Below are 16,167 nucleotides of genomic sequence, written 5' to 3'. Positions count from 1 at the left end.
TACGTTATGGTTTTTACTTCATCACTATTTCGCTAGCTCTCACCCCAATCTTCACTCTTTTCCACATTAAGTTTGTAAAAAAAGAAAATTTATCAGAAAATAAACGTTAATCTGTTTGTAACATCTTTAAATTTATTTATGAAATTTTACCTTTTCCTTCTTATAATTATTATTTTAGGATTCAGTCTGATAGGATATTCTTCACAATCAGAGCCTGTTTCTGACAATGCTTCATTTTCATTATCAGAGAAGATTACTGGAAAGTGTGAAAACAACTGTTTTGCTGCTCGACGGAGAAACGAGCCAAAAGGCAGGCGTGAATCCCCAGGCTATGACGACTAACCCTCTTCTGAGAAACTCTTTACTCCACACTTAGAACCTGGAAACACTAAAAATGGTAAAGATTTATGTGATGTGGAAATTTACATACATCAAAGTTGCCTAGAGTTCAGCTGAAGTCTAGGGTCAAATAATGATGAGAACCCTGACCTGGGCTGGTCTTATTAGATAATCTTCTGAACGGGATAGTGGCGCAAGCCACTTCACCAATATAGTAACCATAAAAGCCCAGAACCACGCTTTCAAGCAGGCTTAAAAGCACTATTGAGGATTCGGTTTTAGCTGTCAGGGTACTTTCCATTATAAAAGTTTCTTTACATCAGTAACGGGTGGCGATCGCCGCCAGTGGGGCGCTTTCAAGAAACAAGGTAGCAGGGTGGTTTCATACAAGCAGAGAAAAACTAAGAAAAACTAAAACTGGGTTTCAAAGCCTCTCCTCGAAACAGAGAGAGGTTTGGAGAGGGGTAAAAAGCCATCCTATAAAATAAGAAATCAAGGCTTATGTATTTTTCTTTTTTCGTATGAAACCACCCTGCCTACCTTGTTTCTTGAAAGCAGGGTGGTTTCATACAAAGAAAGAAAAAACCTTTTGAATTTGATTGGCTAAAGCACGTTGAGCTTGAGGGATAGTGCGAAAACCAAAAAATCTGGCAAGAGTGATGAAAAAATTATGTAAGATTGCCCACTTAACTGGAGCATTACCACCTCTTTGCAGTGCAAAGTCTTCTGAAAAAGTCACATTGCGAACCCAATGGAGTCGGTTTTCAATTCCCCAATGTTTCTAGGTGTCGATTAAATCATCTTTAGCCGACATGAGCTGACTACAAATATAGAGCTCGACGCTCTGACATAATGGGGGTATTTGTGAGTGAGCAACCAAAAATGTAGTTTTTTATACTTTTAAAAATGCTGGTAGTTTCGCTTTATTTTCACATAAGAATATTTTTGGCTTAGGACGAACATTAATTCAGTATTATTTACTATGATATGCGGTTTTTTATACATAAAATGCTTAAGCTATTTCGCTTGTCAGATCACACTCTCAGTATTTATGAGATGCTTGTTGCTTTCCAAAATTGGTTATTTCAAGCAACAGACATTGCTTCTCTAGTTTACTTTCGGATTACTTTTGGTGCAATCATGCTTTGGGAAGTAGGGAGGTACTTGAATTATGGATGGATTAAACTCTATTGGATTGATCCACCTTTTCATTTCAGCTATTACGGCTTCGATTGGGTGAAACCTTTACCTGAAAATGGTATGTACGTCCTATTTGTCATACTAGGAGTGATGGCATCTTTTATTACAATTGGATTTAAGTACCGGATTAGTGCATTTCTGTTTTTTGTAGGCTTTACGTACACTTTTCTCCTAGAGCAAGCACGATATATCAACCAATACTATCTAGTCTGTCTGCTGAGTTTTCTGCTAATTTTTTTGCCTGCTAACCGTGCCTTTTCGATTGATGCTCTACAGCGTCCAGCAATTTACTCCGATACCATTCCGGCTTGGCCAATTTGGCTGCTTCGCACTCAGATTGGTATCGTTTATTTTTATGCGGCGATCGCCAAAATGAATTCAGACTGGTTGCTGCACGCCGAACCTATGAAAATGTGGTTGTCATCCCGAACAGACTTTCCTCTTATTGGGCAATATTTCACTGAAACATCGATGGTGTATCTTCTTAGCTATGGTGGTTTCTTCTTAGATTTGCTAGTCTTTCCCTGTTTGCTATGGCGACGTACTCGGTTAATCGCCTTTGTATGTGCTGTAATCTTTCATTTAATGAATTCCCGGTTGTTTTCAATCGGCATTTTTCCTTGGATAATGATTGCCTCTACAGGTCTCTTCTTAGCCCCTGATTTTCCTCGAAGTTTTGTGAAGCGTTGGTGGACTGTGAGGCACTGTAATCCTGCTCCATTCATGAAAGCAAAGTATTTGCGATGGTGGAGAGTTAGTACATGCGTTTTTTTAAGTATATACCTGGCGTTACAACTTCTTATTCCCTTGCGTCACTTTCTTTATCCAGGAAACGTAAATTGGACCTATGAAGGGCATCGCTTTTCATGGCGCATGAAACTATTGAGCAAGCAAGGAAATGTGCAGTTTATTGTGACTGATCCTGTTGGAAATCAAACCTGGAAGTTTGATCCACAAAATTTTCTCGCTCCCTGGCAAGTTTGTACTATGGCTGGACGACCAGATATGATTTTGCAATTCAGCCATTACATTGCAGATAAAATGCGTGAAGCAGGATATGAAAAAATCGAAGTGAGAGTACAATCAAAGTTATCACTGAATGGGCGTAATCCCCAGCTATTAATTGATCCAGAGGTTAACCTCGTTACTCAACGGCGTTCCTTGAACCCTTCATCATGGATTATGCCATTAACTGAAATACTTCCAGCAAAGCAAGTAAAAAATAATTCTGCTTCTTCATTGCACATATGCGAATGGCACTAAGATAACCTGAGTTCGGGATAAGGAAAAGGACAGATAGTAAGCTGAAAATAGCGTTAAATCCAGCAACCTGTCCTATGTATATAGTTTGGAGCAGAGTAAACGCCGAGGACGAAGGTTAAGTATTATTGGGTTTCTTCAACCTCTAATTAGTTTTGTGTACGGGTTGGTGATTGGCGGTGTTTCACGCAAATCTTATATCCAAATGATGGAGCTTGAAGCACTTGAAGCCCAAAAAGCAGGTCGTATCAGAGTCATNCGTTCAGGTGTACGCAACCTGGTACGCCATTATCGCGAAAGTGGACAAATTGAAGCAAAACAACGTGGGGGATACCAAAAGCCTATAATTCAGGATGAACACCTCAGCATGATAAAGTCTTTGGTGGAAGGTAAAAATGATTTGTTGCTAAGAGAATTATGCGATCGCTATGCAGAACGCACAGGGACTAGTGTAAGTATTACTACAATGCATCGTGCGGTAGAAAAATTAGGCTTACGGTGNTANAAAAAAGTCTTTATGCCAGTGAACAAGATACCCCAAGAGTACAAGAGTTACAGCAGTTTTCGATCAAACCCACCACAAAATAAATCATCAGGACTTACGCAACTGGCACAGGCGATCGCTAATTTATAGTACATGTGTATTGATGGAGATTTACACAACTGGTAAAGAGCGATCGCTAAATAGTAGTACGTTTGTATTGAAGAAAGGAATTTTAGCGTTCGGCTCAACCATGAATTAGTAATACTAATCAATCGTGTAAAGTTGACTGGAAAATTTTCTGAGAAAATTAATAGAGGCAGCATCAATAAAAGTTATTTAGCAATGATATTTACTAAACTTAACTATTGCCAATACTTGTTGAGTAGTCAAATTAATTATACTCTCACAAATTTGGCAGACCATTTAGAACAGATTAGCCACGATCAAATAAACCGCTATCTTAAAAATGAAAAGCTAACACCACGTTTACTCTAGGATAATATTAAAGATGTTATCGAAATAAATGATAACGCATATCTAGTTTTTGATGACACAGTAATTGATAAACGATATGCGATAGAAATAGAAACAAGTAAACGGCAATATAGTGGGAATGCACATGGTGTAATTCAAGGGATTGGGGTAATAAACTGTATATATGTCAATCATGAGGTCGGTAAATTTTGGGTAGTTGATTATCGGATTTATGACCCTCCTAGAGATGGGAAAACAAAGATAGACCATGTGATAGAGATACTACAAAACCTTGTATACCAAAAATATTTACCGTTTAAAGCCGTCTTAATGGACAGTTGGTATGCCACAAATAAATTGATGTTATATATTGATGAGTTAGGTAAATATTATTATTGTCCTCTGAAACGTAATCGACTTATTGATGACACAGGCAATAAAAAAGATTATCAAAAAATTGAATTATTATCTTGGAATGAGGAGGACTTAAAATCAGCTAAACTAGTTAAGATAAAGAAGTTCCCAGGTGCGAAAAAAGTGAAACTTTTCCGGGTGACTGTCTCTACCGACAGAACGGATTTTATCGCTACCAACGATTTATCTCAAAACTCGACGGACGTTGTACAAAAAGTGTGTAAGGTGCGTTGGAAGGTTGAGGAGTTTCATCGAGAGTTAAAACAATTAACTGGGATTAAATCATGCCAATGTCGCAAGGGTCGGATTCAAAGAAACCATATTGCCTGCGCTATTTTGGTCTGGCTTAGGCTGAAAAATTTAGCTTATAGAAGTGGCCAGACAATTTATCAAATCAAGCATGGATTGTTGTCAAATTATTTAATTCAACAACTAAAACGTCCAGATGTTCCCATGTTTATCGTTTAGTTTTTGGCGACTTGGTAAGAGTGCCCGCTTGCGATCGCCTGTGCCAGTTGCGTAAGTCCTGATTGCCATCAACCTAAGAAACCCAGCCTTCAGATGGAGTGGCTTTTATCTCAACCTGCTTAACCCGAACTCAGGTTAATTTACAATTGTTTGAGCGTTAACTGAACCGTACTGTCCTTTAAGTCACATTTGTCGCTCCCTCAAGCGTTCCCCTTTACCTTTACTAGCAAACTCTGCTGCTTTTGCCCTAGGGTCAAATTTGAGATTAGGATTCCATTTCAAGGCTATTTGGAAGGTAGTGATCGCACTATCAATATTGCCTGTTCTAGCTTCTTTTTCACCCTCTTGAACCATAAACCGTGCTGCTGCCATCAAATTTGATTTATTTTGACACACCGTTAAAGTTTGTAAATCTTTAGGATTGAACACCAGATACTCATTCAGCCATTGACAACCACGAAATAACAATTCATCAAGACTATCAGCCCGCCACACCCTGGCAGTGTTGTCATCTGAGGCAGTGACAATGTGTTGGCCATCCGGACTAAAAATGGCATTGTTGACTCTATTGGTATGCCCTTTAAGTTCGTCTAATTGTTTACCAGATAAGTCCCACACCCTGGCGGTTTTGTCTAATGAGGCAGTGACAATGCGTTGGCCATCCGGACTAAAAATGGCGTTATTAACCAAATCGGTATGCCCTTTGAGTTCTGCTAACTGCTTACCAGATAAGTCCCACACTCTAGCGGTATTATCATCTGAGGCAGTGACAATGCGTTGGCCATCTGGACTAAAAATGGCGTTATTAACCAAATCGGTATGCCCTTTGAGTTCTGCTAACTGCTTACCAGATAAATCCCACACCCTAGCGGTATTGTCATATGAGGCAGTGACAATGCGTTGGCCATCTGGACTAAAAATGGCATTTATAACTGTATTAGTATGCCCTTTGAGTTCTGCTAATTGCTGATCAGACAAGTTCCACACTCTGGCGGTGTTGTCCCAAGAGGCAGTGACAATGCGTTGGCCATCTGGACTAAAAATGGCGTTGTTAACTCTACTGGTATGCCCTTTAAGTTCGGCTAATTGTTGACCAGATAAGTCCCACACCCTGGTGGTATTATCATCTGAGACAGTAACAATGCGTTTGCCATCCGGGCTAAAACTGGCGTTGTTAACTCTACTGGTATGCCCTTTAAGTTCGGCTAATTGTTGACCAGATAAGTCCCACACCCTGGTGGTATTATCATCTGAGACAGTAACAATGCGTTTGCCATCCGGGCTAAAAATGGCTTTGTTGACTCTATTAGTATGCCCTTTGAGTTCGACTAATTGCTGACCCAATAAGCCCCACACTCTAGCGGTATTGTCATCTGAGACAGTAACAATGCGTTTGCCATCCGGGCTAAAAATGGCTTTGTTGACTCTATTAGTATGCCCTTTGAGTTCGACTAATTGCTGACTAGATAAGTCCCACACCCTGGTGGTATTATCATCTGAGGCAGTGACAATGCGTCTGCCATCCGGGCTAAAAATGGCGTTGTTGACTCTATTAGTATGCCCTTTGAGTTTGACTAATTGTTGACCAGATAAGTCCCACACCCTGGTGGTATTATCATCTGAGGCAGTGACAATGCGTTGGCCATCTGGACTAAAAATGGCATTTATAACTGTATTAGTATGCCCTTTGAGTTCTGCTAATTGTTGACCAGATAAGTCCCACACTCTGGCGGTGTTGTCATCTGAGGCAGTGACAATGCGTTGGCCATCCGGGCTAAAAATGGCGTTATTAACCAAATCGGTATGCCCTTTGAGTTCTGCTAATTGTTGACCAGATAAGTCCCACACTCTGGCGGTGTTGTCATCTGAGGCAGTGACAATGCGTTGGCCATCCGGGCTAAAAATGGCGTTATTAACCAAATCGGTATGCCCTTTGAGTTCGACTAATTGCTGACCCAATAAGTCCCACACTCTAGCGGTATTATCATCTGAGGCAGTGACAATGCGTTTGCCATCCAGGCTAAAAGTAGCATTGTAAACATAATTGGTATGCCCTTTGAGTTCGACTAATTGCTGACCAAATAAGTTCCACACTCTAGCGGTATTATCATCTGAGGCAGTGACAATGCGTTTGCCATCCATGCTAAAACTGGCGTTGTTGACTCTATTGGTATGCCCTTTGAGTTCGACTAATTGTTGACCAGATAAGTCCCACACCCTTGTGGTATTGTCATCTGAGGCAGTGACAATGCGTCTGCCATCCGGGCTAAAAGTAGCGTTGTTGACTCTATTGGTATGCCCTTTGAGTTCGACTAATTGTTGACCAGATAAGTCCCACACCCTTGTGGTATTGTCATCTGAGGCAGTGACAATGCGTCTGCCATCCGGGCTAAAAGTAGCGTTGTTGACTCTATTGGTATGCCCTTTGAGTCGATTTTTTTCGTGAATATTGTCCACAATTGTTTTTAAGGCTAACTGAGGACTACCAGCTGGATATTCTTTTAGTGGACGCTCATCTTTAACCATCTTTTGTAGCTCTTGCCCTACCTGCATTGCTAACAGCAAGGGTTCAATTTCTTGTACTTGAAAGTTTTGCCAAGCTGTAATTCCTTGCCGTTCTAATCTTGCACCTACCTGGGCTTCGTTACTCATTTGATAAGCTCGGTTAGCAAATATTGCGGTAATTCCTGCCAAAGCCAGGAAGGTAAATAACACTCCTGAGCCAGTACGAATTAGTTGTCTTGCTTTTCGGTTAGCCTCTGCTAAAATTCGTTTGGCTTCTTCTGACTGCTTTAGTTCCTTTTCAGTCTGCTGACGCTGCTTTTTTTCCCTTTCCAGTTCTCTTGCTAATGCTTGTTTCAGTTCTTCTTCAGCTTGCTGACGTTGCTTTCTTTCCCTTTCTAATTCTGCCATCAACTCATTCAGTTTAGGCTTTTGTTGCTGGTGAATAAAAGCTGCTAAATAATCATGTACTAACTGATAACGGTCAAATGGGTTCTCTGGTAACAGAACTACTACACTAGATTTGACAAAAATTTCTAATACCAAATCTAATCTATTACTATCTGTTGTGGCATATGCGGCTAATGCTTGTAACTCTCGTTCTAGTTCCACACGAGTTTTTAAAGGACGAGTTCCTTTTTCATCTGTCAGCAAATACAATAATATCTCTGCTATTTGTTGATTCTCAATCCCACAATCATTTACTACCTCTGCCAAATAGCGTTTTACTAGTTCTTCTTTTGTCCCACGTTGATGATATTCTCCCAGAGTTGTAATATTCTCTGTTTGCAATTGCGCTCCTACCACTTGTAATTCAATGGGACGTACTTTGCCTAATCCTCTTGCTAAATCTGTGACTAATTGCTCAATTAAAGTAGGTTCTAAGTGAAAAGCAGTAGTTTGGGTCAAACGCTCAATAATTGACTTGGTATCATCAAGCGAAAAATTCCCTAATTCATAAAGTACATTACTACTAAGAATATCCTTACCAATAATTGCCATGCTCTCTAAACGATTGCACTCCAGCAAATAATGCAAATAATCAACCCGCAACGACAAAATTACCTTTACAGACAGAATATTTAGGCATTCACCTAAAAATTCAAAGAAATGCTGCCTTTGGCTTTCTTCTGTGTAAACAAAGAAAAATTCTTCAAATTGGTCAAAAACTAGGATCGTCCGTAGCTGTTGCTGCTCATTTTTACGTAGTTGAGTGATTAAAACTTTAGTTTGGCTCTCTGAAGTCAAATCCTTAACTTTTAAAAGTTGTTCTTGTCCACTATTATTTTTATGTTGCAATGCCTCCCACATTAGCCTTGCTAATTCTTCCACCCAATTGGTGTAAACTCGCATTGCTACAGGTAGATAGTCTTGAATGCCTACGCTTTTATTTTTTAAAGCTGGAACTAATCCTGCATTTACTAATGAACTTTTACCAACTCCTGATTGTCCATGAATGACTATTAGTTTATGATCATGCCGTCCTAGTCGTTCAATTAATCGTTCAATATCTAGTAACCGACCTGATGCAGTAATTTCAGGGGCAATGCTTTCTTGAATATAAGTTTTGTTCAGGGCTATTTGAGCCTGCTTGGTTGACTGTAACCTTCCTGCACCGATAAACGCCCGTAATCCAAACTGCTGTTCAATAGACCTCTGCTGCTGTTTTGTATTGTATGCTTTGAGATATTCTTTTTTCTGAAAGTACAGCCCTTGCAAGTAACTGAGAATATCCAGGTGTAACTGCAAATCTTTTATAGGGCTGCTAACATCTCTTGCAACTTCTAAGTTTTTAATTGCCTGTTGGGGTGAGCCTAATTCATATTCAGCCTGCGCCAAAATAAAGTAATACAGGCTTAAATCGTATAGAGTACTTGGTTCTTCTGCGAATTTAGACACAACAACTGAACTATCTGTTGCTTCTATGGCAGAAGTTACTGGTAAGATATCTTTTGCTTTTTGTGCCAACTCTTTAGCATCACTCCAGCATTTCTGAGCCAGTGCTACCTGGGCTAAAAACTCGTAATCTTTCGCCAATTCTATTGGCTGAATGTTAGCTTGGTGTACTTGTAAAGCCTGCTGTGCTAAATTTTTGAGTTGCTCCCACTCTTTCAAATCACGCAAAATATTACCAAATTTGGCAATAGAATTAGCAGCTAAATCTTGCCTATTAGCTTTGTTGAGAAATGTAATGTATTCAAAGGTATACTGCCGAGTTGCTTGCCAATCTGGATGGCTAATATCTTTATTTTTAAAAGCTTTAAGGTAATAACAGTAAGCTATTTCACCAAGAATTCTGACTTGTTTTTCTGAACTATTCAGTTGTTGCCACAGCAGTCTAGCTTTTTGGTAATGCTCTAAAGCTTCGTCTATTTTATTGTTAACTTGCTTTACTAAACCTAACAGTGGTGCTAAATTAGCCTCGATTTCTGGGCTATCAGCCAAAATATCTCTCTGTGCTGCCTCTAATTCTAACTCTAATATACAGTAGTCATTTATACTTAAGTTCTTATCAAAATATTCATCTGCCAGTTGCTTAATGAATTGGGTTAAATCATCAGGCGTGATCGCAAAACTTCTGCTAGTTCCCCAGCTTTCCAAGTCAGGAGCAATCTCCATGATGGTGTGGTGGACTTCTTCACTAATCCACAGCACTACTGGAATAGACAAGTTTTTGCGAAATTCCTCGCGTACCTGATTAGCACTTGTCAACATCTGCGGTAAATCATGCAATGATTCCCAGCCCACAATCATCAACGCTTGGGTATTTGGCTGTAATTCTTCACGGATTGCAGTAAACAGCGTTCTTTCCGATTCCTTAAGTTGCAATACCTGAATCTTAATTTTACAGATTTCGCTTAACCTTTCTATCAAGCGAGTCCGTAAATCACTGTAATTACACCGCGCCCAAATCAGCTTAAACTTTCCCGCAGAAGCTTGAAGCGTCCAAGCTAGCTGCTGTAGCGATCGCTCATTATCTTGTAGTTCATTTACTGGATGCTGTGTACTCATACAATTTCAATGAACAAGAGGGGGAAAGGTTAAAGGGTAAGGGGAAAGGCAAAGGAAACCAGTTAATTAAAAAACAGGGGTTTCAGGTAATTGTATGCTGATTTTTCTATTTACCAGACGGTAAAGGCAAACGCACTATGTAGTGGGTATTATCTGTTTAATAATTACTTCCTTTACCTCTTACTCCTTACCCTTTCCCCCTTTTTAGTGAACTGCTCCTTCAACGACTTAACTCACTTGCCTCTGCCAAAATTGGATTGACATCAAACCAGGATTCACCGCCATCTCGATATTCAAACACAAATCTACTACGGATTAGCTTTTGGTATCCTTGGTCATCGCTGACTTTCTTCCTTTGCTTAACATAACGCAGCAATTCCCACTCCGAATCTGAAATCGGCATTGCCATCTCATTGCGACGTGCGCGAATCACCTGCTCCAATGTGTTACGCGAGAGGGGAAACCTCATTTCCTCCTGAATCCAAGTATTGAGCAACCTGAGCAAATCTCGCACATGACCACCACTCAAACTGCATAGCCGTTCTAGCGTTTCTGTACTGTCAAAGATTTCACTAATCTGGTTTAACCGTTCCTTTGGCTGCAAATCGGGAAATGCCCTTGCCAGTACCATCTGCTTCATCAGCGCCATCCCCTCAAGATGCACACTGCCGTCTGGCCATTGCACTGGAACCATCGGCAGTACCTTTGGGTCTTCCGGGAAACGCTGGGTTAACGTTCCGTAATCATCAGAGAATTTTAACGACAGCGGCATTGTGAAAACCAAATGGCAGTTGAGCTTTGTCAAAAACTCTCCCTGATCCACAAACAAGTACTCTTGCTGCGGCCGACCCCACGGTTTAATCCGGTTATCTATGCGGTCTAAGTTATCAACAATCACCACCAATCCTTTTTTACCCTGCTGCTTAAGTTTGGCGATCGCTGGTTCTAGGAGTTCTCGATTAATCGCCTCCAGCAGTCTGGTCTTCTGTAGCCCCAGGTATTGGTTGAGCTTCTCCCGCAGTTGAGGATCACTTTTCGTCTTGGTTGTGATTTCACCAATTCCCAGCGCTAGAGAGAACTTCTCTTTTTCTGTGGAAAACCCAACATCACCTGCTGGTGTTTTTACCTTAAACCCCGTCACTTCCGAATCTAGCGCTCTCAATGCGCCTTGCAGTAGTTCATGGAATTTGTTCGGCTCGGAGAGTGTGATTTTCTCCAGGCTTTGGCTCACACGACGGGCGATCGCTAGCAAAACATCTGCAATGTCCACGTCCGTCATTTCTAAGTCTTCACTTGACTCAAAATATACTACGTGGTAGTCTAATTCTTCCAGTTCCACCTGCAACCTGACTAGCTCTGTCGATTTCCCACAGCCGATATGACCAGTGAATAACGTGCAGGTCGGTTCGTTCGCTTTGAAGAACGTAATTTTCTGCTTTAGCTTGCCGATGATATCGCCGCCTCTGACTGAGGAAAAGTCAATGTAGTACTTTTTATCTGAACCTTGATTGATGTACAAAGTCCGGCTGGGGTCTGTTCGCTGGAAAAATTCTAGTAAATCTATACTCATAAATAATTTATTGATTACTGAATATTTTTTAATAAAAGGGTAATTTGCTATTTTTAAAGATTATTGATTAACACTACACTGCTTTTCACCGCATATCTCAAGTGTTTATGCTTGCTACACTTGAGGTTAACGCTTTTACGGACTGTAATGCAATTTTACGGTTACAGCGAGTCAACAACGCACTGCACGTAGAATTCGATTGTTGGCAGTGGCTGCAAAACCCTCTTGAGACACCTACCTCTGTACAAGAAAAAACTGCCCTGGGGCATGAAGTCCAGAGCAGCGTTTGTAAATAGGGGATTAAATAAAGGACTTTTAAAGCTTGTCCTTGTTTTACACATAATTCCTTTGGTATGTAATATTCTTCAGCTAAAATTTTGTACTTTATGCAAAAAGAACTAGAAATCTTGAAACCTTTATCCTATAAGGATTAGACCGAATACAACCTCATCATTTGTGTTCGTGTAAACCACTGGTTATCACGCATTTGGTCAAGTGCATTAACCCAACAGAGCAATCGTAAGCTGTGGAGGACGGTGTAGCAGGGGCAGCATTGGAGGTGATCGCTTACGGTAGACGCACTTTCACAAAAATACTCTAACGAGTTATTCACATCAATAGAGTATATAAATTTACTATAATCATCTTTTACCAGTATTCAGTTTATACTTTAGCTACTATTTATACCTCTGTATAAGTACTGCAAATCTTGCCTACAGCGATCGCATGAAGCACTGCATGAGGTCAATCGCTCCAAAACCCACTCTCATCACTGCGGCTATCTCTTGATATCCCTTGAATATATCATGCTAAATTACCTTCAAAAAAGTCATGAAACCTTTACTAGGCAAGAAAAATCAACATTATTTACTAGTTTTTTATGGGTTTAGCACTGATTCGGGCTTTTGAGCTTTATTTTCGAGCCTAGTTTTGATATCTAACTAATAATTTGACATAACAGATACTGAAGAACCAAAATTATTAAACCTTAATAGGTCTAGAAAATTTTCTAGACCTATTAAGGTTTCGTTAAGTTATAGAGTTAAATATAGTGCTTGAATGAAAGTCTATATTCAGAGTAGTTAGTCACTTTTACCTTTGGGTAAAGAGCAAATGAATATTAAATGCAATTGTATGAAGATAAGCTCTACTAAATTCAATTGGCAATAGTTGCTGATTATACCCCTCTTGCAAGGCTTACTCCAATTGCGCTTTGCTTAACAATATTTACAAAAAATACAAGCTTCAAATGTTCTAAAGTTCATATAAATGATTTATCAGTGAAGTTTTGGGGACAAGTAAATACTCTGGGGAGGGATGTGCTAAAAATAGTTTTACGGCAAGTATGCTGTGGTTAACATCTATATATTTGTTAAGTATTGCACAAGGCATTTAAAGTCTAGATAATTCATTAAATTTAATTATTAGGGCAAGTCATGAACAAAAAATGGGCTATCAAACGAATCACAATAAATCTTGCATCTGCTGAAAGCGAAAAACTTGAAAAATATTGTGCAAGTACAGGTAGACCTGCAACTGATGTGATTCGAGAGTTGATTCGCTCTCTCTCCATAACCGAGTTGTCAGCATCGGAACAGCCTCAACCAGTGCCACAGTCGGTCGCCTCAAGCGGATAATAGGTGAATTCAAGCCTTATCAGACCTTGCTCAAAGCCTGACTACACAGAACACCCACCCAGAACAACCCACNNNNCTCGTAGAGTTTTTACGTCAATCCCCCTTAGTTGGAATCGCCGAANNNCTCGACTTTAGCCGANNNAAAAACGATATATTATATAATATCAACCCTGTTGAAAATGAAACATTACAAAGAAAATATTCTGGAATTATGACTAAAGTAGAATTTACTATTCCCGTTCATTCTGTTAATAATACCATTAGAGAAGAAGCAGAAACTAAAGCCAAAGAAGCTTATGTAATGACTCTACTTAAATATGGAGAAATTAGCAGTGGTAAGGCTAGTCAATTACTAGGAATTCCTAGACTAGACGTAATACATTTAATGTCTAAGCATGAAATATCCCTATTTGACGATAGTATGACTTTAGAGGAATTTCAGCAAGAAGTTAATCAAGCAAAAGTGAAATTGCAAGGCAATAATCTATGATTGTTGTCTCAGATACAACCCCATTAAGTGAACTTTCTAAAGTTGGTAAATTAGACTTGCTTCAGGCTGTTTTTGGTAGAGTAATAATTCCTCAACAAGTCTATGCAGAATTAACAACGGGGGATCATCCCGCAGTTTTAGCCGTAAAATCAGCCTTATGGCTAGAAGTTATTTCTATAAGTAGTAACCAACTCATTGAACAATTACAATTAGAAACCGACTTGGATTTAGGAGAATGTTCGGCAATTATTTTGGCAGAAGAATTAAAAGCAGATCAACTTTTAATTGATGAAAAAGCTGGGAGAAAAGTTGCTATTAGTAGAGGCTTGCCAATTATTGGTTTAGTTGGAGTGATTATCTTAGCAAAAGAGCAAGGATTGATTGATAATGTCAAGAATATTTTAGATGATTTAATCAGTAAAGGAACAAGAATCAGCCCAAAAATTTATGATTATGCTCTGATTACAGCAAGAGAAATTTAAAACAATCTGACAATGAACCTATCCCCAAGTGACTGGCTAGAAAATATTATCTAGTTACCAGAGCGATAAGCCTGACGGCATGGCTACGCTTACTGCCTACAGTAGGACGTAAGCTAATGGAGACGCTAGCGCGAACGGCGGGCGATCGCATATACGCACTCATCACCGTTCATCCCGCAACCACTCTAACCCAGTTCTCAGTGCTGCCTCCGCCGTGTAAAAAATCTTTTGTTCTCCGAATATGCCACCTGTCCGGCTGATAATCCGAAACTGCCAGCAATGCCCTGGCGTGTAAAAAACCATTAGGACACTGCCGTTGACACAGAGTACGGTATCAACTTTAACTTGGGACATTTACTGCTGTTGTGGGTGTGATGATGTATTTTAATTGTGTGGGATTTCTCACCCAATCAACCCCAAATGCCGATGGAATGCAACAACCGCATTCGCCACACCATCTTCATCTCTAATCTTCTGGCCTAACTCCTGGGCTTTACACCGCATCACCTCATCGCCCAATACGATTTCAATCGCTGCTGCTAAAGTTTTATCTGACACTTTCTTGTACGGTATCGGCGCAGGGCTGACTCCCAAACGAGTTAGCTTTTCACCCCAAACTGGTTGATCTGCAAAAAAAGGTACAGTAATTGATGGTGTCCCTGCACGTAACACTGCCGCCGTTGTACTAGCTCCTCCGTGATGTACTACTGCTGGCACTTGGGGAAACAGCCAATCATGGGGAACTTCCTTGATCACAAACACTCGTAGCGAATCTTTTATATTCACTGTTCTTCCAACATTACCCCATCCTGATAATATAATCCCGCCTTGATGGGTTTTCTTTAGAGCTTCCACGATGTAATGTGTGAGATATTCTGGATTGGGCATCGTTATGCTCCCAAACCCAAAACACAAAGGCAATTGCTTTCGTCCCAGAAAATCTTCTAGTTCCAGAGGTGGCTCATATTCGGAGGCTTGGTCAACAAACCAAAACCCAGTTACATACACCCATACAGGCCAGTCATGGGGTTTTGGGATGACGTGCGAACTAAACCCGTACAATACAGGGATTCGTGATACATTTGCTGGAGTCTTCCGTCTGAAGCGTCTGCCCAAATATGGTAAAGGCGGCAATTTCAAAGTTTCTGTTCTGAAGTGATTGAGCAGTGGACGATATTTTTGCCAGTACAAAAACTCTACTAGTAAGTAGCTGCCATAGTTGATTAATTTCTTTAGCGGGTTTTTAGTTATTTGAGCAAATCTCAAAAACCCAAACATCCCTGTGGGAGTCAACGGTAGAACTGATGCAAAAAAGCAGGGTACGCCTAATTTCTCTGCGATGTGATATCCAAAGGTAGCTAACGGTGTGTAGATAATCACTTCACTTCCCTGACACGCTTGCCAACCTGATTCCAACTGTTGAAGTAAAAGCTTATCTGCTTCTTCTTTTTTCAACTTCTCTCCCGCAATCAATCGCTGCCCTTGCTTGGATTGCAGAAACTCTTCCATATTGCCAGCGATCGGTGCAAACTCTAAATCAAACTTTCTAACAAACGACTCAAAGTTTTCATGCGCTGCTACCTTCACCTTATGCCCCGCACGTTTTAACCCAATACCTAAAGCACAGTATGGTTGCAAGTCTCCCCTTGAACCTACTGTTAGGATCGTAATCTTCAGTTTTCGGCTTGGTGCTATAGGTAGACTTAGGCTCAAATGCTTTTTCAAATGAAAACTCCAGTATTCAAAAATTGTACTAATTTCCTGTGCCTCTGGGCGATAAACCAATACAGTNNNGATCAGCCCGTTTTTTCGTAACTGGTCAAAACAATTCACGC

9 protein-coding genes and 1 pseudogene are annotated in these 16,167 nt (G+C 40.2%); 5 read left to right on the top strand and 5 right to left on the bottom strand.

Features of this window, described 5'->3' with window-relative positions:
• Positions 1-904: 904 nt before the first annotated feature.
• Complete coding sequence (locus QUD05_RS00310) at positions 905-1,078, bottom strand: hypothetical protein (RefSeq protein WP_289794443.1); 174 nt, start codon at positions 1,076-1,078, stop codon at positions 905-907.
• A gap of 269 nt (positions 1,079-1,347) precedes the next feature.
• On the opposite strand from QUD05_RS00310, the gene QUD05_RS00305 reads away from it, so the two are divergent.
• A complete protein-coding gene (locus QUD05_RS00305; RefSeq protein ID WP_289794442.1) occupies positions 1,348-2,802 on the top strand; it encodes an HTTM domain-containing protein in 1,455 nt (484 codons plus the stop codon).
• Positions 2,803-3,625: 823 nt separating this feature from the next.
• Positions 3,626-4,639: pseudogene (locus tag QUD05_RS00300) on the top strand (IS701 family transposase).
• Positions 4,640-4,822: 183 nt separating this feature from the next.
• Here the strand turns inward: QUD05_RS00300 and QUD05_RS00295 are convergent.
• Positions 4,823-10,153, bottom strand: a complete 5,331-nt coding sequence (locus QUD05_RS00295) for an nSTAND1 domain-containing NTPase (RefSeq protein WP_289794441.1) — start codon at positions 10,151-10,153, stop codon at positions 4,823-4,825.
• Positions 10,154-10,373: 220 nt separating this feature from the next.
• Positions 10,374-11,723, bottom strand: a complete 1,350-nt coding sequence (locus QUD05_RS00290) for a P-loop NTPase fold protein (RefSeq protein WP_289794440.1) — start codon at positions 11,721-11,723, stop codon at positions 10,374-10,376.
• Between the two features lie 1,436 nt (positions 11,724-13,159).
• Here QUD05_RS00290 and QUD05_RS00285 point away from each other — a divergent pair.
• The 3 genes from QUD05_RS00285 (at position 13,160) to QUD05_RS00275 (ending at position 14,332) form a co-directional block, all read left to right on the top strand.
• Entirely contained in the window at positions 13,160-13,360 is a 201-nt protein-coding gene (locus tag QUD05_RS00285) for a ribbon-helix-helix domain-containing protein (RefSeq protein WP_289794439.1), read from the top strand.
• Between the two features lie 211 nt (positions 13,361-13,571).
• Entirely contained in the window at positions 13,572-13,850 is a 279-nt protein-coding gene (locus tag QUD05_RS00280; protein ID WP_289794438.1) for a UPF0175 family protein, read from the top strand.
• Positions 13,847-14,332, top strand: coding sequence for a PIN domain-containing protein (locus tag QUD05_RS00275; RefSeq protein ID WP_289794437.1), 486 nt, complete (start codon positions 13,847-13,849; stop codon positions 14,330-14,332). The genes QUD05_RS00280 and QUD05_RS00275 overlap by 4 nt, the downstream gene beginning before the upstream one ends.
• 162 nt (positions 14,333-14,494) lie before the next feature.
• Here QUD05_RS00275 and QUD05_RS00270 read toward each other — a convergent pair whose 3' ends face one another.
• Positions 14,495-14,686, bottom strand: coding sequence for a hypothetical protein (locus QUD05_RS00270; RefSeq protein WP_152592811.1), 192 nt, complete (start codon positions 14,684-14,686; stop codon positions 14,495-14,497).
• Between the two features lie 48 nt (positions 14,687-14,734).
• Positions 14,735-16,165, bottom strand: a complete 1,431-nt coding sequence (locus tag QUD05_RS00265) for a glycosyltransferase (protein ID WP_289794435.1) — start codon at positions 16,163-16,165, stop codon at positions 14,735-14,737.
• Positions 16,166-16,167: the final 2 nt, after the last annotated feature.

Source organism: Nostoc sp. GT001, from assembly GCF_030382115.1.
Lineage (GTDB): Bacteria > Cyanobacteriota > Cyanobacteriia > Cyanobacteriales > Nostocaceae > Nostoc.
Note: the sequence above shows the minus strand (reverse complement) of the source record. Positions and strands in the feature narration are given on the sequence as shown.